Raw genomic sequence first — 20,504 nt, forward strand, 5'->3', positions numbered from 1 at the left:
TCCTTTTATATCACCAGCCTTTGGCCGATGTTCGAATCCGGCAGAGATACATATCGGCGGTTATGTACAACGTTGAGCCGTCGTCTCCCCAGGCACAGTTTGCCGTAGCAGCGCCAATCTTAATCTGACCCAGGCATTCACCGGCTGCCGACAACACCAATACACCACCGCCACCGGTTACCCATAAATGACCGTCCAGGTCTACTTTCATGCCATCGAAACCACCATCCAGCCCTAATTTCTTCATCCCGTCGGCTCCAAAAATGACGCGCCCCTTCCCTACGGTACCATCAGCCTGTAAGGGATACGCCATCACGACAGGCCGGAGTGGATCGGACTGGGCCACATACAACGTTTTCTCGTCGGGCGACAGGGCGATGCCGTTGGGGCGAGTAAGGTCACTAACAACGATCGATACCGGGCCGGGTACGCCTGCCCGCTCGGGACCAATCCGGTAAACGCCCCAGCCCTCGGTTTCCTTTCCGGGATCTTTTTCCTTTTTGGGCATTCCATAAGGCGGATCTGTAAAGTAGTAGCTTCCATTCGAGTGAGCCACTACATCGTTAGGGCTGTTGAATCGTTTCCCGTTGAAATTATCGGCCAACGTGCGCTTGCCACCACTCCCATTCAGCACCATGGCCGTTACGCGCCGGTCGCCGTGTTCACAGGCAATAAGCCGTCCCTGCCGGTCGAGCGTCAGGCCGTTTGAGCCGGGTTCGTCACTATACGGCCCTAGTCCCGTGTAGCCCGACGGTTTTAAAAAGGGGGTAACCCCTTCTTTCTCAGTCCACTTGAAAATAGTGTTCTGCGGTACGTCGGAAAAAAGCAGACAGGCCTGGTCTTTGATCCAAATGGGGCCTTCTGTCCAGACAAAGCCACTCGCCAGTACCTCAACTTTGGCATCAGCCGGAATAAGTTTATCCAGCCGAGGATCGACTCGAACGACCTGGCCAATGGTTGGGTATGGGGGCTGCTGAGCAACGGCTGGTCCCAACAGACAGACCAGCAGGGCCGTGCGTAAAATAGCGTATAGGTTCATACAGTTTTAGGAATAATCCTTAATGCTACAACGAATTTTAGCAGCTCACAAGGGGAGAAAGTAGTTTGAGCAGACTTTTTAATTAATATTACAAATTCGCTTATTTTTAAGTGGTTTTCCAATCCCCAATCCGATTTTGTTATGAACGATAAAAAACGAGCGGCTTCATCAACCACGCCGGAAGGTAATTCCCGGCGGTCGTTTCTGAAGACCCTTGGTCTGGCCGGAACAGCGGTGGCAACAGCCCCGGTGGCCCTGGCTGAAACCACCTCGGCAGGCATTCCACAATACCTTAATTTAGTTCGAAGCCATTCGAGTACGGCTGCCAACGATAAAGTTCGTATTGCGCTCATTGGCACCGGCGGGATGGGCATTGGCGACACCCAAACGGCACTGATGGTTGATGGCATCGAAATGGTGGCGGCCTGTGATCTCTATGACGGACGCCTGCGCCGGGCGAAAGAGCTGTGGGGGGATCAGCTTCCGGTCACCAAGGATTATCGGGAGATCCTCGAACGGAAAGACATCGACGCGGTGATCAACGCAACAACGGACCACTGGCACGAAAAAATATCGTCGGACGCCATGCGCAAAGGCAAACACGTGTACTGCGAAAAGCCGATGGTGCAGAAAGTTGAAGATGGCCATACGCTCATAAAGGTTTCTAAAGAAACGGGTAAGGTTTTCCAGGTGGGCAGCCAGTTTGCCAGCTCGCTCCTGATCGCCAAAGCACGTGAACTGATGAAAGCCGGTGATATTGGCGAACTCGTTTTTGCCGAAGCCATCTACGACCGCCACAGTGCCATGGGTGCCTGGCAGTATTCGATTCCGCCCGATGCTTCTCCGCAAACTGTTGACTGGGATACTTATTTGGGCAGCGCACCCAAACGGCCATGGGACCCGCTCCGTTTTTTCCGGTGGCGCAATTATCAGGATTACGGCACTGGCATTGCCGGTGACCTTTACGTTCACCTGCTCACCTCGCTGCACTGCATTACCGGATCAAAAGGCCCAACCCGCGTCTATTCAAGTGGCGGAACCCGTTACTGGAAAGATGGGCGCGATGTGCCTGATATTCAACTCAGTATCTACGATTACCCAAAAACAGCCGAGCATCCTGAATTTAACCTGACTACGCGCTCCAACTTCGTTGATGGTGGCGGTGGCAATTACCTCGTTCGGATTGTGGGTACCGAAGGCGATTTATCCCTAGGCTTTGATAGCCTGACTGTTCACCGGAATAAATTCCCCAAAGCACCGGGTATGTCGATTGACAATTTCCCGAAAGACCAGAAAGAATTGTATGTGAAGGAATACAACAAATTGTATCCGCCACACCCTGAGCTGGAAGGCCCTAAAGAGTTCAAGTATGCATTTCCTAAAGATTACAAGGGCGACCGCTATGAGCACTTTGTCAACTTCTTCAATTCGGTGCGGACAAACGCGCCCAATGTTGAAGATGCTACGTTTGGCCTTCGTGCCTGCGGACCGACACAGTGTGGCAACATGAGCTTTGCGCAAAAGAAAGCCGTTAGTTGGGACCCCATCAAAATGCAAATTCTGGGGGCTGTTTAAGTCATAAATTAGTCGAATAAAAAAGGGTGTCGGTTAACCGATACCCTTTTTTATTCGACTAATTCGTGGGCCATGAGGACACGGCCCACGGAATGCAATCATGCAGCACAGACCTTTTAATTATTCGACCCGCACGTTATGTTTCCCCACACCTGGCATTCCGGCAAACGTGGCTCCCTCAACCCGAATGCGCAGGTCTGTTTTCGCATCGGATGCGAAGAAGGAGACAGTTGCTTTTCCCTCTGCATCAGTCTGAATCATGGGGCTCCAGAACAACGTCGTTCGATAGTCGGGCCTGATGTGTTCCGGCTTTTTAACATCGTAGCGGGGTGCATAAAACGCGCGGACGGGCGCATAGCCGGGCAGTTTAGCAAGCAATGTACCCGGCACTACCTCTTTTGATAAATCATAGTCGACCTTCCCTCGTTTGGTAAGAATAGAAATAACGCCCCCTGACGCCCTTGAGCCGTAAATAGCCGCCGATGCGCCTTTCAGCACATCCACACGATCCACATCCTGTACCGAAATACCCATAATTGCCTGTAGATCCATAGGCATTCCATCCAGTACAAACAGAGGTTCTACGGGTCCATTGAAATTAGCAGCTCCGCGAATCTGCACTCTGGCATTAAATCCATTTCCTGTTACCTGTACACCCGCAATTCGCCCCTGGATTACGTCCAGAATGGTCAGTCGCCCGGCCGTGTTCATCTGGTCAAACTTAATTGTCGCGTCGGGTGTGCCGTAAATAACCCGCGAATCGCGTTCTTCCGCTTTTTTCGCTTTCACCGTAACCGCCTGCAACAGAACTTCGCCATTCCGCTTTATCTGACGCTCGATTTCCTGGTATTCTTTCGTTCGCCGGATAAACTCGGCTAGTTCATCAGCCCGGAACTCCATCGGGTTATACGGAACCTGAATGAGGGTGACCGTTGGCTTCAGGAGTTGATCGAGGGTGATAACCAGGTTTCGATTGGCGCTTCCTTTCAAGCCCTGAATCAGCACGGTTGTGGTATCGGTAAAATCCAGCCCATAGGCCATAAACTTCCCGGATTCATCTGTGTCGCCCGCGAGCACATCCCGGGTGCTGTCTTTTTTAGCGATAATAAACGTCAGCTTCACTTTTCCGCCAATGTCTTTCTGATTAGGGCGTACCACCCGCCCCGTCAAGGATAGCCCTCTTTCTATTGGATATTGGTTTGGGGGCACGGTTCCGGCCAGCACATCCGTCCAGGCAAACCGACGCCAGCCTTGGGTCAACAGTAGTAAATCCAGTTGCAGCCACCGGTCTCTATTAGCCGGATTAAAGTATATATCGGGCTGTTCGATGGTACCAGTCAGATCTGACGACAGCAGCAGATGCGACCGAATCGTTGCGCCATTTGAATCAGCTTCGGGTGCGAGTTTGGCATCAACAGCCGCCAGCGACAGGTTCGCCGGAACGGGCTTGCCGTCCGCGTTTTGGGTTGTAATGGTTAAATTAACCTGTTCACGATTTTTGTAGACGGCTTTATCAGCAACTACCGCAACATTCAATTGCTCATTTTTATTGATAAACACCAGCCGTTCACAAACCGGCTTGTGGGCCTCGTCGAATACCGTTAGCTGCGCCACACCTTCGGGGAAGGCGGCCCTCGGTAACCGGATCATCGCCGTTTTGCGGGATAAAGGCACTTTGGCCGCCTGAATGATATGCCCGCGTGCCTGAGCCACGAGTGTCAACGTAGCCGACGAATCGATGACCGTTTTGTTGTTCATCAGATAGACCAGGACATTGTCTTTATTAGTCAGGTTTTCAACCTGCATCACCACGCCCTGCTCCTGCGCTGGAGGCATTGGATAACTAGCCAGGGTTCCGTCGGCGAGGGGCACGAAGGCCGTATATACTTGATTGGGTTCCGGCTTGACCATAAAATAACCCATCCCCAAATGGGTAGTTTTAAAACCGATAACCGTATCTTTTTTAGCATCGAGCACGAATCCTTTTACGGCCAGCCCATGCCCCGCCGAGTTAACCACTTTAAACGCAACACGACTCGTTAGCCCATTGACCAATTGCCCGCCTTCGGGCAGAAATTGCACATCAGGTTTGGGGATTATGGTTGGGTTACGTAGCGCCGTACCTGGCTCATCCGCCCGCAGAATGGTTACCGTTTTTGTAAAGAAAAAGGCATCCGGGTAATTCCGCATGAAGTTGGTATAGCCCCGGAGTTGGTAAGAACCTGAAGGCAGCGAATCGGGCAGCAGGAGTTGGCCGGGCGCGTAACTATTGGTAGCCCTAAGCTGCATTCGCAGCCGAACCCGCCGGGCTTTCAGATCAACCAGATCGACATATAAAACGTTACTAAGCGTGTCGGCTTCGTGGGTTTTCCCATCAAAAATGTAGCCTTTCAACCAGACAGTTTCGCCAATCAGGTACGCATCCCGGTCGATATGAATATACACTTTCTCGGTAGGATGCTGGCTGCTATAAAGACGAAATTGTTCGACTAATCGTTGGATGAATTCATCATTGTAAGGTCGAAAAGAAACAAATGAAATAACCGTTAAAATAAATAGCCATCCAGTTGTGCGAAAACCAGCCAAACGCATAAAATAGAAATTGGTGATGGATACGTTCTTTTCAATGAAGTGCCTAATTTAGCAAAAATACCCTCTTTTAAACATGACTATACCTACCCAAAAAACAGCTCTAATCCTCGGTGCAACAGGTCTGATCGGTAATCTTTTAACCAGACAGTTGGTCAATTCACCTATTTACACCAATATTAAAGTTTTGGTCCGCAAATCGTTAACCTGGCAACACCCTCGTTTACAGGAAATTCAATTTGAATTTGATCACCCCAATGGACTTTTGACGCAGGCTGATGATATTTTTTGCTGCCTGGGAACAACCATGAAAAAAGCCGGTTCAAAAGATGCTTTCCAAAAAGTAGATTATAAATATCCGCTTGAAATCGCTCGTTTGGGTTTAGAAAATGGGGCTCAACAATTTGCTATTGTTACGTCGATGGGCGCTGACCCTGAATCATCCTTTTTTTATAATCGGGTCAAAGGTGAAGTCGAGCGTGATCTGGCCCGTCTGAACTACCCAACCCTGCTGATTTACAGACCCTCTCTTCTGATTGGGAACCGCGGAGAGAACCGATTAGGCGAACGTTTGGCAGAAGGCGCAATGCGGTTATTCAAACCCCTGATTCCGGCTAAATACAGAGGCATTGATGCCGCTAAAGTGGCGACAGCCATGATTACAACTACCCAGGAAGGCTTGACGGGCAAGCATATTTTCGAATCAGACGTTTTGCAGAATTTTTAAGGCATTTACTGCCTTTGTAAAATACCGGTATCGCCCGCCTTAAATTCGATGCTTAACCCATTGACTGGCGTAAACGTATAGTGCCAAACCGACTCATCACAACCGACGACGGCGCAATCGACGCACCCATTACGAACCAGCAATTCACCTGGGTTTCCAAATTTGTATGAATAGCAGCTTGACCAGTTTGATTCAACGCTACCCGTCGATGAAAACGTAAAATAAATTGGCTGTTTAACAATAGCCTGTCTCCACTGCAACGCTGATCCACCTAGTAAAAGCCATTTACCGTAAAGCCGGTCATGATTGTCAAAATCTTTTTGGCAACTTAAACTGAGAGCGACTAAAACGACGAGCAAAAATGGTCTCATGGCATAGGGGTTTATTTACCCACAAGACCCCGTAAGAATACAATGGGTTGTACCTAAATCGGTCGATTTCTAACCTTTTGTTTATAAGGTTGACAAATCGGTCGCCAGGTACTGGGTAGCCAGTTTACTTAGCTGGCTTCGATCACCCTGAATATGAATTGTAGTATGCCGATGCTGCTGCTTACCACCGGGTGCGGCCTGTGCCGCTGGCGATGAGGATTCTAACTCATAAAAGGTACCCATTTGCGGTTGACCGGGCTTCATCGGACCATCATTATAGGCATTGATTACATCGCCCGCAAACGGTTCTTTTTGCTGCGCCCAGGCCGAATTCACATATTGTCGGTCTTTTGGGTCGAAGTCGTAATTTACCAGCGTCAACGTTTCTGTCTTCGGATCGTAACTGCCCAGCCAATTGGTCGCCCGCATGGGCGATACGCCAATCTTACTCCGGTACCCGGCATCGGCCGTAAATAACGCCGACGTTTTCCCCACGCGCAGTCGATCTGACGGTACTTTGCCAAAATACGAGTCGTTAATGGGTTGCCCCGCTCCTGGCCGAAATGGTACAATAATCGTTGCCTTGGGGGACGCATTCATCATTCCCAAAATCCAGATAGATGGCATACCCGTTTCGGGTGTCCAGGCCTGTTTGCCTTTGTTTGTGATGACATTATCGGATTGAATGCCAACGACCTTAAGCGAATCTGTATTTGTAGCTAACAACTTATCAATGGCTGCTTTATTCAATAACCGAACGGTTCGCTCGATGTTAATGTCAAAGCGGGTTCCGGAATAATTAGTCAGTGATACATCGCGGGAAAACGTGGCAGAAGTATTTGTGTTGGCTATCAGCCTAAATGGCTCCGAATCAATAGCCGCTGGTGTTTGCCAATGGGCCGCGTCGAACGGATCCCCTTTTTTGAAATATAAGGCGAACTGACCACCTTCGGGACCGAGCCAGAACCGATCTTCGCCCCCGAACGCATTCATGTGCGGCAGCAATTTGCCAGACTCAATCAGGTCATAGTTAATCCAGCCATAACTGGCTTTTCCATCTGCACTACTGGTCATCACCCGGCCCTGATAAGCCGGACAAACAAGCGCATGTGCCTCGCCAAGCTGTAGCTCGACCAAATCCGGATGGTGTTTCTGCAAAAACCGCCGGTCTTCGGCGTACGCGCTGGAATCAGGTGATTTGGTTTCCATTGTGGGGCTATTGGTTTGCGCATCGCTGGTTGCCGACTTCCGGCCCGAACAAGCCACGACTAAACCCAGCCAAACAAAAGCAATAATTTTGTGCATGGTCATACAAGTAGCAAGGCAAAAAATGACGAACTTGATCGCTTCAGGGCGCTCTAAAGTGTCTATCAATATAAATCACAGTGCCTACCCAATCTACTTTACCAACGGATGTATACGTCCGGGACGCTACTGAACAGGACGCTTCCATTATTTATGACTTTATCTGTTTGCTGGAAGATAGTATCCTGGATGTAAACGCGTTCAACGCTATTTACCAGCACAATCTTGCCAACCCGAATGTCCATTATTTAGTGGCCGAACGATCGGGCGTAGTGCTCGGCTTTGTGAGTTGCCATGTACAATACCTACTACATCATACCGGTAAAGTTGGCGAAATACAGGAACTGTTCGTTCGGCCGGAGCTTCGAAGTCAGGGCATTGGGCGCCAACTTGTGGCCGCGCTGAATATGCTAGCGCTACAGGAAAACTTCATCAATCTGGAAGTGACGACCAACCAAAAGCGTCTCGATACAATCCGATTTTACGAACGCGAACTATTTATCCGAACGCACCTTAAACTAGTTAAACCCCTACACGCCTGATGCGCTTTACGTTCCTGTGCCTGCTGTTCATAACAAATGCTCTTCTGACGAATGGGCAATCCTCCTCAACGCGTGACGTAACGCTTGAACGCCAGCTCCGGGCGGCCCTGACTGGCTTTCGGGGTGAGGCCGGTATTTACGTCCATAATTTACGAACCGGAAAAACCGTCGCCATCAACGCCGATACGCTGTTTCCGACCGCCAGCACGATTAAGATTCCCATTCAATGCGGTCTGTTTGACAAAATTCATAAAGGCGAACTGAAGTACGGTAATCCAATCGTTTATAAAGACTCGTTACATTACGATGACGGGATTGTTGGTTCCCTGAAAGATGGGGCCAAAATCCCACTTAATGAGGTAGTTATGCTTATGGAAACTGTCAGTGATAACACCGGTAGCCTCTGGTGCCAGGCGCTTGCGGGAGGAGGTTCAACGATTAACGCCTGGCTCGATGCCAACGGGTTTCACCAGACGCGCGTTAACTCCCGAACCCCAGGCCGCGAAGCCCACCGAACCCGCTATGGGTGGGGCCAAACGACCCCACGCGAAATGGCTGACCTGATGACCTACATTCGACAAGGCCGCGCGGTTAGCCCCGATGCCAGTGAAGAAATGTACAGAAATCTGGGACGTCAATTTTGGGACAATGACGGTTTATCCCAAATTCCGCCCGAGATAAAAACGGCCTGTAAGAATGGGGCGGTCAACCAGTCCCGTTCGGAAGTTGTGTTTGTGCATGCCCCGCATGGCGAATACGTTTATTGCATCATGACCAAAAACCAGAAAGATGAAACCTGGGAGCGTACGAATGAAGGGTTCGTGCTCTTACGCACTGTCTCGGCCATTCTATGGCATCATTTTGAGCCGAAGTCGACCTGGAAACCAGCACCAGGCTACGAAAAGTGGTGGTAGGCTGGTAACTCATAAACCCAAAGCGGCCGATTTCTCCCGGGAGAAATCGGCCGCTTTTATCATAATTCGGGTAATCCGAATTGACTGTTAATTCAAAAACTTCAATCGTAGATCGTTCAACTGGCTGCGGATTGAACCGTCAACCTGCCGATCACCTAAGCGAAGAACGTATCCACCAATTAAGTTTGAATCTAATTTTTCTTCTAATTCAACCAGTTTACCACCTGTCGATTGAAGAACCATTGCCTTGAATTTCTCCCGTTGGGGAGCTGTCAATGGCACTGTCGTTATGACGGTAGCCCGCTCGATACTCTTCAATTTATTGTACTGCTTAATGAACTGCTCGGCAACGGCATCCATGATACCTTCCCGATTTTTCTTGGCGATAATCTCAAAAAACGCCATCGTGACCGGGTTCACCCGATTGGTGAAAGCCGCTTTAATGACGGCACTTTTTTTCTCAGCACGAACGATTGGGTTCTTCAGCATTAACATCAGCGGACGGCTTTGGTCAACTGTGTTTTTGAAGAACTGCATGTCCTTATACATCGTCTCGGTCAGCCCCTGTTCTTGCGCCAGATCTAACAACGACTTGGCGTAGCGAGCCGCTACTGTATCAATTGCCATGACCGAATTAGTTTAAGCGTGAATTAGAGACCAGGTCCGTTACCAGTTTCTCCTGCGATGATTTATCGCTGAGTTCTTTACGAAGTACTTTTTCAGCAATGTCGAGGGAAAGCGTAACGACTTCTTTTTTCATTTGGGCGATCAATGCCTGACGCTCGTTATTCATCGACTCGCGCGCCTGCTCCAGAATCCGTTGTCCTTCGACAGATGCTTTATCACGAGAATCGGCGATCATTTTGTCAGCGGCTTCTTTCGCGCCACGCAGGATAGCATCCCGCTCGACACGAGCCTGGGCCAGCAATTTTTCGTTGTCCGCTTTCAAAGCCGTCATTTCGAGCCGGGTTTTTTCGGCCAGGTCAAGCGCACTTTGAATGTTATTTTCGCGTTCGCTCAGGCTCTCCGTAATGGGTTTCCAGGCAAAAGCACGAAGGATGAGGAACAGGCCAAGGAAAACAACTACCTGCCAGAATAAAAGACCTAAATCGGGGGTAAGTAAGTCCATGCGTGTGAAATATGGATAAGTCGAATAAGTTTGGATTGAGTCAATCTTTTGTTAGAAAACGTTCGCCTGCCGGCAATCCCAAACGGGCGAACGTTTTCCAGAAATCAGATGAGCAGGGATGCCAGTGCCTAATGCAACCAGCCTACTCGGATTTGGTGTCTTGCCTGGGCCGGATTAAGCCGTAGCAACAAGCAGACAAATTACAGCTGCGAACAGAGCCACGGCTTCGATAAGAGCCGCGATGATCAGCATGGCCGTTTGGATACGACCAGCCGCTTCTGGCTGACGAGCAATACCTTCCATAGCGCTACCACCAATTTTACCGATACCAAGACCAGCACCGATAGCCGCTAAACCAGCGCCAATGGCAGCACCCATAACTGAAACACTACCCGTAGCTTCTAACAGCATAGAAAACAACATTGCGAACATAGTAATCAACGTATTTATTAGTAAAACAAAAGATTGCAAATTGATTGTCAGTACTGGTCCTTCAGAAAGAAACCATTACCGCAGGCGATAGCCTTACCCTAACTCCGACGTTGTGCCTTCAAAACCGATACCATGATCAGCTTCGTGGTGATCCTCTACCGCACTACCGATATACATGGCGGTAAGCAGCGTGAAAATAAACGCCTGTAGAAAAGCGACCAGCAGTTCGATCAGGTTCAGGAACAGTGTAAAGAACAGAACGACGGGGCTAATCGCCACACTTGTTCCCATACCACCCATGTTGTTGGCCATGAAAATAAGACCCAGCAAACTCAGGATGATAATGTGACCCGCTGTAATGTTGGCAAATAACCGGATCATGAGCGACAAAGGCTTCATGAACACACCGACGATCTCAACCGGGATCATGATCGGCAGCAGCGCGACCGGAACACCCGTTGGCTTCAGGATGTGCATCCAGTAATGCTTGTTACCACTGAACGTAACGATCAGGAAGGTAATAACCGCCAGAACCAGCGTAACCGTAATGTTACCTGTCAGGTTAGCCGCACCGGGCAGCAGACCGAGGAGGTTGTTCACCAGAATGAAGAAGAACAACGTCAATAGGTAGGGCAGATATTTGGTGTACTTAGGCCCAATGCTTGGCTTGGCAATTTCGTCCCGAACGAACAGGATGATCGGCTCCAGAAACGACTGAATTCCACTGGGAGCTTTGCCCTTATTTTTTGCATAACCCCGGCTAACTGCCGAGAAAACAAGCAACATAATAACAGCGCTTAATAACAACGACGCTACGTTCTTAGTGATCGAGAAGTTATAGACTTTCGCTTCGTGATCAACCTCGCCCGCTTCATTGACCCGGTGAATTTTGCCGTGTACATTCTTGTAGCCATTGTAAGTAGCTTCGTGGGCTAAGTTTGCCGAAGAAAAGACTTCCAGACCACGATCCTTAGAATACAGAATGACGGGTAATGGCAGCGTAACACCGTGGGCGAACTCCCAACCGTGATCGTCTTTAATGTGGTGCATGATCATCGATCCCACATCGAATTTCTTATTCGTGGCGTGTGCTTCGCCTTCCTGTTTGGCATGCGCTTCACCCTCGTGGTCATGCTCCTGTGCCTGTGCACCTACTAACGAACTCAGAATGAGAGCCGTTGCTAACAAAACTTTCTTAATTGTCGAACGCATCATATGATGTGACAGATCCATTTTACGAATCGCGTCGCAAGTTACGAGTAACGGTCCAAATCTCAAAACCTGTATAACATATATATAGTACAAGAAAGTCCAAAATAAAGATTCGACGCTGCTCAATGTGGTTGAATAGAAAAAAACCAACCAGAGCCAGCCCCAGTATCAGACGGGCTACTGTTGCGGCCATGTAAAGCGGAATGAATCGTTCCTGATCGCCCTGTAAACCAGTCTCTACCAGGCGATGCGTTAAAAAAGAGACACTCAGAAAAAAGAGCAGTAGTACCTTCCAGTTTGGATGTACCCAGGCAGCGGCCGAATATCGTTCGGCTACGAAAAATACAATTGCCAAAAAGGCGGTGAACAAACTAACTCGAATCATGCGGGGCAATTGTATGACATTTTCGATAAGTAAAAGGCTATAATAGATACCCTATCTTTTTGTTAATTGGCGAATAAATAAGTAGAGAGAAGCGCCAATGGCCGTTAAGGATAGAACAATTGTCCAGACAGGCCGATGATTATTTTGCCAGGCATCTATCTTCATACCGGCATAAACACCCAGTCCAATTGTGCCCAGCATCTGGAAGGCAATTCCGCTAAACTGAACAAACGATGTTGTTTTCTCGGTGGCCTTTCTCAGTGAACCCTCTTCCCGAACAGGTTTATCCGCAGGATTGTGGTTGGGTTGGTCGGGTGTGTTTTCCATAGAATTCGTACCAGTCATGTTATATACCATGCAAAATTCGTTAATTTGGGCTAAGGTTCCATATTATCAGGACACCTGGAAACGTTTTAGTACGAGTGACCACGTGTTATTTTTCGAATGTCCCGCTATTTACGCACCGTCCCCTTTCTACTACTTCCAGCGGTACTTTTTCTGACTGCTGGCCTGGTGTCATGCTCGCAGTACAGTACAAAGCCCGTTAGCAAAGGATATCATAACCTAACGGCCCATTTTAATGCGTACGTGATTGCGCGGGACCAGATCAACCAGGCCGAACAGATCATCTTCAAGGCGAGACAGGAGAATTATAACCAACTGATGCCCATTCTCCTCCCGGTCGATTCGATGGGTATGCAGCCGGTGAAGCCCCAGATCGACGACGCGATCAAGAAAGCATCCATTATTCCCGAACGACATCAGAATAGCAAATGGCTCGATGACGCCTATGTGCTGATTGGTCGGGCACGGCTGATAAAACAGGATTTGCCAAATGCGATAGAAGTATTTAAGTACGTCAATACCAAAGGAACCAACGAAGACGATAAACATACGGCACTGGTTGGGTTGATGCGGGCCTATGTGGAGGGAAATGATTACACCAATGCGCTGAATGTGGCGGAGTACCTTCGCAACCAGCCGCTTAACAAACTAAATACCCGCGATTTTTACCTGACAAAAGCCTATTTGCACGAACGACAGGGCGAGTATGCCGTCGCGGCTGGTATTCTGGACGCTACGTTTCCGATGTTGAAAAAAGGAGAGTCGACGGCACGGCTTCACCTTATTGCCGGTCAATTATATGATTTGATCGGCCAGCCCACTAAAGCTGTTGATCATTACCGACAGGTGCTAAAATCCCGGCCCACGTATGACCAGTCATTCTACGCAAACCTCTACGCCATTCAAAGCAACGGCCTGACGGGTGATCAGAAGCGAATAGCCCAGTCGGCCGAAACGTTCGAAAATCTTCTCAATGACCGGAAGAACGTTGACCTGAAAGATAAAGTCTACTTTACCATGGGTCTGCTCGAAGCGCGCAGTGGTCGTGTTGATAAGGCCATTAAGTATTATAGCCAGTCCATTCAGGCGGCAGGCACCAATACAACTCAGGTGCCTTACACCTACTTAGAGATTGGCAAGCTGTATTTCGAAAAGAAATCCGATTACAATCACGCGAAGGTGTATTACGACAGTGCTTTGGCGCTCATGCCCAAGCAATCGCCGGACTATGCCGCCTTATTAAATCGCAAAAAAATACTCGACGATTTTGTTCTGTACAAAACGACGATACAAACCGAGGATAGTTTGCTGGCGTTGTCAAAATTAGATGCCGCAGCGCTTGATCGCGTATTTGACAAGACCATCGCTCAACGAGAAAAAGAAGATAAAGCCCAGGCGGCACTGGCCCAGCAGATCATTGACCAGGCCACCCGAGGTGGTGGTAGTTCAATGCCGGGTGCAACGAACTCAAACCTGCAACCGGCTGAACGTTGGGTACTTTACAATCCGGTTGCCCTGAGCCAGGGAAAACAGGAATTCGCGGTGCGCTGGGGAAACAGACCCCTCGAAGACAATTGGCGTCGGAGCAATAAAGAAACATCGGGAGCCATGGCAGCAGATAATAGTCCATTGAATGGTGCGTCGCCGGCCAATTCAGTGAATCCGAACGCTCCTTTACAACCGGCGGATGCAACAGTAGGCGGTATACCTGTTGCCCTAAATAGCCCTGCCGCTACACAGAAAGCGCAGAAAGACGCGATGAGGGCTAAAGTTCCTTTCTCAAAAGAAGCTCAGGCGATGGCAAACCAACGGATCGAGAATGCGTTGTATAAACTAGGCAAGCTCTACAAATTTGAACTCAACCAGCCCGCCGATGCGATCCCAACGTTTGAGCAACTCTTAACGCGCTACCCGAATACGCTTCAAAAACCGGAAGTTTATTATTTGTTGCATCTCTCCAATGAGCAACTTGGGAAAACATCTCCCTGGAAAGATAAACTACTGGCCGAGTATCCAAATACGTCCTACGCCCGTTTAACGGGAAAGGTAGCCGCCCAGACAACCGATTCCGAAGCGCAGGCCCTGAAAACATACACCACTATTTATGAACTTTACAAGGCAAATAACAACGTTGAAGCACTTACTCGTGCCGATGCAGCGCTTGGTAGTTTTGCCGGGAGCCAGTTGGAAGATAAGCTGGCTTTACTAAGGCTTATGTTAGTCGGTAAAGTAAAAAGCGTAGATGATTATCGGCAGGCAATGAATGAGTTTATTCGCGATTATCCAGGTAGCCAGCTATTGCCTCGTGTGAAGGAAATGCAGGCAGCTGCCGATCTGTTAACAGCGAAGAGAAAATGAGTTTATATAGTACAACTCGAGGTTAAAGGCACTACGCTTCCTTCTTGGCAATGTGCATCCTGAAATAACTGATTAAAAAACGAATGATTGACTTTGCTCCTGGTCGTTACCGGAAGATAATCCGAAGCCTCTGGCGGTTCTCGCTCCTAGGCATTGTTCTGTTAGTCTTGTATGTCCTCGCTGTTAGTTACAATTTTTTGTGGCTCTTTGGCGGTATGCCCAGTCTGAAGGCGCTGGAGAACCCAAAAAGCGAAGAAGCGTCTGAAGTATACACAGCCGACCACCAGCTACTGGGTAAATATTACGTTGAAAACCGTACACCCATCGAGATTTCGCAGGTATCACCGAATGTAACTTCGGCGCTTCTGGCTACTGAAGATGCTCGTTTCATTAAACACTCCGGTATTGATCCACGCTCACTCTTTCGGGCGGTGGGGGGCTTCCTGACGTTCAAAGATGCATCGAGTTCGGGGGGAGGCAGTACGCTGACCCAACAAACGGCCAAGAACTTATTCGACACCCGTCAGGAAGAACTGCGGGGTGTCTTGGGCTACATTCCTGTCGTTGGGCTGATTATCGCCAAAACGAAAGAGTGGATTCTGGCCGTGCGTTTGGAGCGAAACTACACCAAGCAGGAGGTAATGATGATGTACCTCAACACGGTTTCGTTTGGCAACAATACCTATGGCATTAAGACAGCCGCTAAAACTTACTTTAGCAAGGAGCCCTGGAATCTGAATGTTGAAGAGGCCGCGCTGCTGGTCGGTATGCTCAAAAACCCTACGTTCTACAACCCCCGCTTGTTTGAGGATCGCACGAGAGAACGGCGGAATGTGGTGCTGGGCCAAATGAAAAAGTACAAACTACTGTCGCAGGAGCAGTTCTTCATGTATAAGAATAAGCCGCTGAAACTTGACTTTAGTGTTGAGAACCAGAATACAGGTATGGCCGCTTATTTCAGGTCCGTTATTCGGGACGATATAAAAAAGTGGATACGCCAGTATAATGAAGAAAATCCAGGCGCCGATCTGGATCTGTACACCAGCGGCCTGAAAATTTATACCACCATCGACTCCCGCATGCAGGCTTATGCTGAAGAGGCCGTTATGACCAACATGCGCGATCAGCAAAAGAAGTTTTATGAGCACTGGCGCGGTCGGAATCCCTGGGTCCAGAAAGACCCTCGCACTAAAAAATACAAAGAGATACCTGGCTTCATCGAATCAGTAGCCCGCCGAACGATTCGGTACAAACAACTGAAAGCGGCTTATGGCGACGACGAGAAAGCGATCTGGCAGGAGATGCGCAAGCCTATAAAAATGAAGGTTTTTGTGTATGGCGGCCGACGCAACGACAAGGATACGACGATGAGTCCGCTGGATTCGATCCGGTATTACAAGCGACTCCTCAACACGGGTTTTATGTCTATGGACCCGCGCTATGGCTATGTAAAGGCCTGGGTGGGCGGCATTAATTTCAAATACATGAAATTTGACCACGTTCGCCAGAGCCGACGTCAGCCGGGTTCCACCTTCAAGCCCTTCGTTTATTTAACAGCGATGGATCAGGGATTTGTAACGCCCTGCAGTCATATTACGGATCAGCCCACCGTGTTTGCGCATGGGGAAGATAATAACAATGGACCACCGTGGATGCCCAAAAATTCGACTGGACGGTATAGTGGGCAGAGTTTATCACTACGGGAAGCCTTGGGGCAATCCATCAATACAGTGAGTGCCCAATTGATTAAGAAGACTCGGGCAGCAGCTGTTATTAATTATGCCCATGACATGGGCATCGAAAGTAAAGATTTGCCCGATAACCCAACGCTTTGCCTGGGCACGGGCGATGTGTCCGTGTATGAAATGGTATCGGCTTATTGCGCCTTTGCCAACGGTGGTACCCGCGTTCGACCGATGATGCTCATTCAGATTACAGACAAAAATGGGAACGTGCTGAAGAACTTTACACCGGATGCCAAACAGGTAATTAGCGCCAACCGCGCCTATGAAATGTTGCATCTGATGCGCGGAGCCGTCGAAGATCCGAACGGAACGGCACAACGGTTACGAACACAATACAAACTGCTGGAGGGTGGCAATGAAATTGCGGCCAAAACCGGAACTACATCCAACTATTCAGACGCCTGGTTCATGGGCATGACACAGCACCTGGTTTCGGGCCTGTGGGTTGGTGGCGATGATCGGCCGATTCACTTTCGGTCGATTGAATTAGGACAAGGTGGCCGACTTGCCATGCCCGCCTGGGCCATGTACATGCAGAAAATTTACAACGATCCGACACTAACCCAATATCGGCCAGAACCCTTCCGAAAACCAAATAACTTTAAGATTGATTGTGGCGGTTACCACATCGACTCTTCGCAGCGGTATATTCCACCGAAGGTTGTGCCTGAAGGCGAAGAGGAAATCTTACAATAAATCAGTTAGGCCAGCAAATCGCTGGCCTTTTTTGTTCGTTATAACAAGCAACCTTTAGGCTGTGTTGCTTGTTTTATAGTACTCAACACTGGTCACAATAGCATAATTAATAGCTAACCAATCCGGTCAATTTTATCGTATGCCCGAATTCGATTATAAAACAGAATTAAGTAAGGTTCCGCATGAACCGGGCGTCTACCGGTATTTCGATGCTACGGGTGAGGTAATTTATGTAGGGAAGGCAAAAGACCTTAAAAATCGGGTCAGTAGTTATTTCACAAATTCGAAAGGACACGACCGGAAAACGATACGGTTGGTTAGCCAGATCCGAAAAATTGAGTTCACCATCGTAAACACGGAGTTTGACGCTCTGTTGCTTGAAAACCAGCTCATCAAACGATACCAGCCGAAGTTCAATATTCTGCTTCGGGATGACAAAACGTACCCTTTTGTCTGTGTTACTAATGAGCATTTCCCGCGTGTTATAACCACCCGCCGTATCGATCGCAAACAAGGCACATTTTATGGCCCCTTCGCGAACCTGAAACCCATGTACACGGTGCTGGATATGTTTAGTCAGCTTTTCACAATCCGCACCTGTAATTACAACCTGGCTCCCGAGAACATTGAAGCAGGTAAATACAAAGTTTGTTTGGAATACCACATTGGTAATTGCAAAGGGCCTTGTGAGGGAAAGCAGGACGAGAGTGATTACAACAGTGATATTGAACAGGTACATCATATTCTAAAGGGTAATCTTAAACCAGCCCAGGAGTACTTCAAAGATCGTATGGTTGAAGCAGCCAACGATTTGGCCTTTGAACAGGCGCAGAAATACAAAGAGAAGATGGACGTTCTGCAACGGTTTCAAAGTAAATCAACCGTTGTTAACCCCAAAATTGCCGATGCCGACGTGTTCTCCATTGCCTCCGACGAGTCAGCTGCGTACATTAATTTTATGAAAGTAGTCAATGGCACGATCGTTCAGGCGCATACCGTGGAGATTAAGAAAAAGCTCGACGAGACTGACCCTGACTTGTTGGCCATGATGATCGTCGAGTTTCGGAATCAATATGGAAGTCCGGCAAAGGAAATAATTTCTAATATTCCACTTGATGTTGACCTGAAGGCAGAGGTGACTGTTCCGCAGATCGGTGACAAAAAGAAATTACTGGATATGTCGCTGAAGAATGTGCTGTACTTCCGGCGCGAACGTCAGGAACGGACAGCCGCTGAAGCAACCGCCAATGCCAGCAAGAAAGATCGAGTACTCATTCGGCTTAAGCAGGATTTACAGTTAAAATCACTACCAAACCGAATCGAATGTTTCGATAACTCCAATATCCAAGGCACTAACCCTGTATCGGCTATGGTGTGCTTCATTGGTGGCAAACCAGCGAATAAGGAATACCGGCATTTCTCTATAAAAACCGTTGTTGGTCCCAACGATTTTGCCAGTATGTATGAAGTCGTTACCCGGCGTTATTCACGCGTTCTAACCGAGGATACGGGTCTACCTGATCTGATTGTTATTGACGGCGGTAAAGGCCAGTTGAGTGCTGCCTGTGATGCTCTTAAGGCCCTGGATTTATACGGTAAGGTACCGATTATAGGCATTGCCAAACGGCTGGAAGAAATTTATTTTCCCGAGGATAACCTCCCACTTTATATTGACAAGAAATCAGAGTCGCTCAAACTTATTCAGCGAATTCGGGATGAAGCGCACCGTTTCGCGATTACGTATCACCGGGACAAACGCAGCCGGAATAGTCTGATCAGTGAGTTAGAAAATGTAGAAGGAGTTGGGAAGAAAACGGCGGCCAAACTTCTCAAGCATTTTAAAGGTGTTACAAAAATTCGGGAAGCCTCTCTCGATGAAGTAGCCGAAGTTGTTGGCAAAGACCGCGCTGACAAACTAAAGCAATACTTCGACGCCATTGAGCAGTAGCAACCTCTCTTGTATGTCAATCAAGGGTAATAAAAAAGGCATCTGAACGAATCAGATGCCTTTTTATTAACTTAGCTATTAGCAAACCCGTCTTAATATTCCCACAGACCGTGCTCGGTTTCCATTAATTCGTATTCTGTCTGATAGGATTTCAGCAAGCCTTCGCGGTCACCGTACATACCGACAAGATCCGTATCACCCGGGTTAGCTACTTTCGTAATCCGACCGTAGAATAACCGTAAGTCGAATGCGTCGGCCAGGTTTTTGTGCTGGGCCTGATTTTGCGGGTTATACCAGATGAATTTCTTCGGATCACTACGAAACAGCTTATCCAGGTCTTTATACTTGAACGAAGCAATTGGTTTTTCGTAACCAGCCTGGTTTTTATCGGCGGGTAACAGCAGGGTCACCGTTTGCATATCGTAATACAAACGTGACCGTTTGCGGTCAAAAATCCAGTCTTCCTTTACTTCAAGAATATTTAATTCTTTAGGAAAATATTCATCCCCAGAGAAGGCCGGTGCAGCTGCGGCAACCGTATCCTTCTTCACTTCTTCAACAACTGGAGGAGCGACAACTTTACCTTTCTTACCTTTCTTAGTACTGGCTACCGATTTTTTCTTCGGCGCTCCCCAGCCATCATCCGCTGGTTGAGCAGCTGCTTTTTTAGGCGTTCCCCAACCGTCATCAGCTGGCTTTTTCTTGTCTTTGGCAGGACCGCCCCAGCCATCGTCAGCACCAGCTGTTTTACCATCTTCCGTAAAGCCAGCTGCTTTTTCCTCTGCAGATAAGCCGCCACCGGTGTTAGGAATCAGCATGTTTTCGTGAAATTTATCCGCTGATATTTTTGTCGTACACGAATCATTCGTGTAGGCATCTATCAAGCCAGCTTTCACAGCCTCTATCAAATATTTGGAGATCTCGTTATTCTTCGAGAACATCGATTGATTTTGTTTCTCCTTCAGGTCAATCCGACGCCAAAGGGTCTTCTTCATCATGATGTCATTCTCATTAATGGCACGAACAGAATTTGCGTTTACGCCAGTGTTCGCCTTTTCCTGAGCCAGGGCCTCCCCTCCTGCCAGCGCCAGCGCAGCTACGGCTAGCACACCAGCATATCCTATCGTTCTATTTTGTGTCATGGCTACTACTTGTTGTCAATTCAGTTAGTTAACGGCCAATTGACCGCTTT

18 protein-coding genes are annotated in these 20,504 nt (G+C 48.5%); 7 read left to right on the forward strand and 11 right to left on the reverse strand.

Annotation, left to right across the window (positions count from 1 at the left end):
- Positions 1-10 precede the first annotated feature (10 nt).
- Positions 11-1,039, reverse strand: coding sequence for an SMP-30/gluconolactonase/LRE family protein (locus SD10_RS17225; protein ID WP_046575403.1), 1,029 nt, complete (start codon positions 1,037-1,039; stop codon positions 11-13).
- Positions 1,040-1,180: 141 nt separating this feature from the next.
- On the opposite strand from SD10_RS17225, the gene SD10_RS17230 reads away from it, so the two are divergent.
- A complete protein-coding gene (locus SD10_RS17230) occupies positions 1,181-2,614 on the forward strand; it encodes a Gfo/Idh/MocA family oxidoreductase (RefSeq protein WP_046575405.1) in 1,434 nt (477 codons plus the stop codon).
- A gap of 120 nt (positions 2,615-2,734) precedes the next feature.
- Here the strand turns inward: SD10_RS17230 and SD10_RS17235 are convergent, their stop codons facing one another.
- Positions 2,735-5,206, reverse strand: coding sequence for a TonB-dependent receptor (locus SD10_RS17235; RefSeq protein WP_046575407.1), 2,472 nt, complete (start codon positions 5,204-5,206; stop codon positions 2,735-2,737).
- 73 nt (positions 5,207-5,279) lie between these two features.
- Between SD10_RS17235 and SD10_RS17240 the strand changes: the two genes are divergently transcribed.
- Positions 5,280-5,930: an oxidoreductase gene (locus SD10_RS17240; protein ID WP_046575408.1), complete on the forward strand. Its 651-nt coding sequence runs from the start codon at positions 5,280-5,282 to the stop codon at positions 5,928-5,930.
- 5 nt (positions 5,931-5,935) lie between these two features.
- Here SD10_RS17240 and SD10_RS17245 read toward each other — a convergent pair whose 3' ends face one another.
- A complete protein-coding gene (locus SD10_RS17245; protein WP_046575410.1) occupies positions 5,936-6,301 on the reverse strand; it encodes a hypothetical protein in 366 nt (121 codons plus the stop codon).
- Between the two features lie 81 nt (positions 6,302-6,382).
- Positions 6,383-7,606: a DUF6786 family protein gene (locus SD10_RS17250; protein ID WP_046579688.1), complete on the reverse strand. Its 1,224-nt coding sequence runs from the start codon at positions 7,604-7,606 to the stop codon at positions 6,383-6,385.
- An 80-nt stretch (positions 7,607-7,686) separates the two neighbouring features.
- On the opposite strand from SD10_RS17250, the gene SD10_RS17255 reads away from it, so the two are divergent.
- Together SD10_RS17255 and SD10_RS17260 are read left to right on the forward strand one after the other, a co-directional pair.
- Complete coding sequence (locus SD10_RS17255) at positions 7,687-8,148, forward strand: GNAT family N-acetyltransferase (protein ID WP_046575412.1); 462 nt, start codon at positions 7,687-7,689, stop codon at positions 8,146-8,148.
- Entirely contained in the window at positions 8,148-9,062 is a 915-nt protein-coding gene (locus SD10_RS17260) for a serine hydrolase (RefSeq protein ID WP_046575414.1), read from the forward strand. Before SD10_RS17255 ends, SD10_RS17260 begins: the two co-directional genes overlap by 1 nt.
- Before the next feature lie 87 nt (positions 9,063-9,149).
- On the opposite strand, the gene atpH is transcribed toward SD10_RS17260, so the two are convergent.
- The 6 genes from atpH to SD10_RS17290 form a co-directional block, all read right to left on the reverse strand.
- Positions 9,150-9,689: an ATP synthase F1 subunit delta gene (gene atpH / locus SD10_RS17265; protein ID WP_046575416.1), complete on the reverse strand. Its 540-nt coding sequence runs from the start codon at positions 9,687-9,689 to the stop codon at positions 9,150-9,152.
- Positions 9,690-9,696: 7 nt separating this feature from the next.
- The gene (locus tag SD10_RS17270) at positions 9,697-10,191 is read right to left on the reverse strand and encodes a F0F1 ATP synthase subunit B (RefSeq protein WP_046575418.1); all 495 of its coding nucleotides are present in this window, start codon (positions 10,189-10,191) and stop codon (positions 9,697-9,699) included.
- Between the two features lie 174 nt (positions 10,192-10,365).
- Positions 10,366-10,623, reverse strand: coding sequence for an ATP synthase F0 subunit C (atpE, locus tag SD10_RS17275; protein WP_082111625.1), 258 nt, complete (start codon positions 10,621-10,623; stop codon positions 10,366-10,368).
- Between the two features lie 93 nt (positions 10,624-10,716).
- On the reverse strand, positions 10,717-11,838 hold the full coding sequence (atpB, locus tag SD10_RS17280; protein WP_046579690.1) for a F0F1 ATP synthase subunit A: 1,122 nt from the start codon (positions 11,836-11,838) through the stop codon (positions 10,717-10,719).
- A gap of 19 nt (positions 11,839-11,857) precedes the next feature.
- Positions 11,858-12,220: a hypothetical protein gene (locus SD10_RS17285; protein ID WP_046575422.1), complete on the reverse strand. Its 363-nt coding sequence runs from the start codon at positions 12,218-12,220 to the stop codon at positions 11,858-11,860.
- Positions 12,221-12,271: 51 nt separating this feature from the next.
- A complete protein-coding gene (locus SD10_RS17290; RefSeq protein WP_046579692.1) occupies positions 12,272-12,547 on the reverse strand; it encodes an AtpZ/AtpI family protein in 276 nt (91 codons plus the stop codon).
- A 117-nt stretch (positions 12,548-12,664) separates the two neighbouring features.
- Between SD10_RS17290 and porW the strand changes: the two genes are divergently transcribed.
- From porW to uvrC, 3 genes are all read left to right on the forward strand, one after another.
- Positions 12,665-14,923: a type IX secretion system periplasmic lipoprotein PorW/SprE gene (porW, locus tag SD10_RS17295; protein WP_046575424.1), complete on the forward strand. Its 2,259-nt coding sequence runs from the start codon at positions 12,665-12,667 to the stop codon at positions 14,921-14,923.
- 83 nt (positions 14,924-15,006) lie between these two features.
- Complete coding sequence (locus SD10_RS17300; RefSeq protein ID WP_046575426.1) at positions 15,007-17,364, forward strand: penicillin-binding protein 1A; 2,358 nt, start codon at positions 15,007-15,009, stop codon at positions 17,362-17,364.
- 139 nt (positions 17,365-17,503) lie between these two features.
- Positions 17,504-19,312: an excinuclease ABC subunit UvrC gene (uvrC, locus tag SD10_RS17305; protein WP_046575427.1), complete on the forward strand. Its 1,809-nt coding sequence runs from the start codon at positions 17,504-17,506 to the stop codon at positions 19,310-19,312.
- Positions 19,313-19,404: 92 nt separating this feature from the next.
- On the opposite strand, the gene porN is transcribed toward uvrC, so the two are convergent.
- Positions 19,405-20,454 (reverse strand): type IX secretion system ring subunit PorN/GldN, encoded by a 1,050-nt coding sequence (gene porN, locus SD10_RS17310; protein WP_046575430.1) that lies wholly within the window; start codon positions 20,452-20,454, stop codon positions 19,405-19,407.
- Between the last annotated feature and the right edge of the window lie 50 nt (positions 20,455-20,504).

This window comes from Spirosoma radiotolerans, from assembly GCF_000974425.1.
GTDB classification, from domain to species: Bacteria; Bacteroidota; Bacteroidia; order Cytophagales; family Spirosomataceae; genus Spirosoma; species Spirosoma radiotolerans.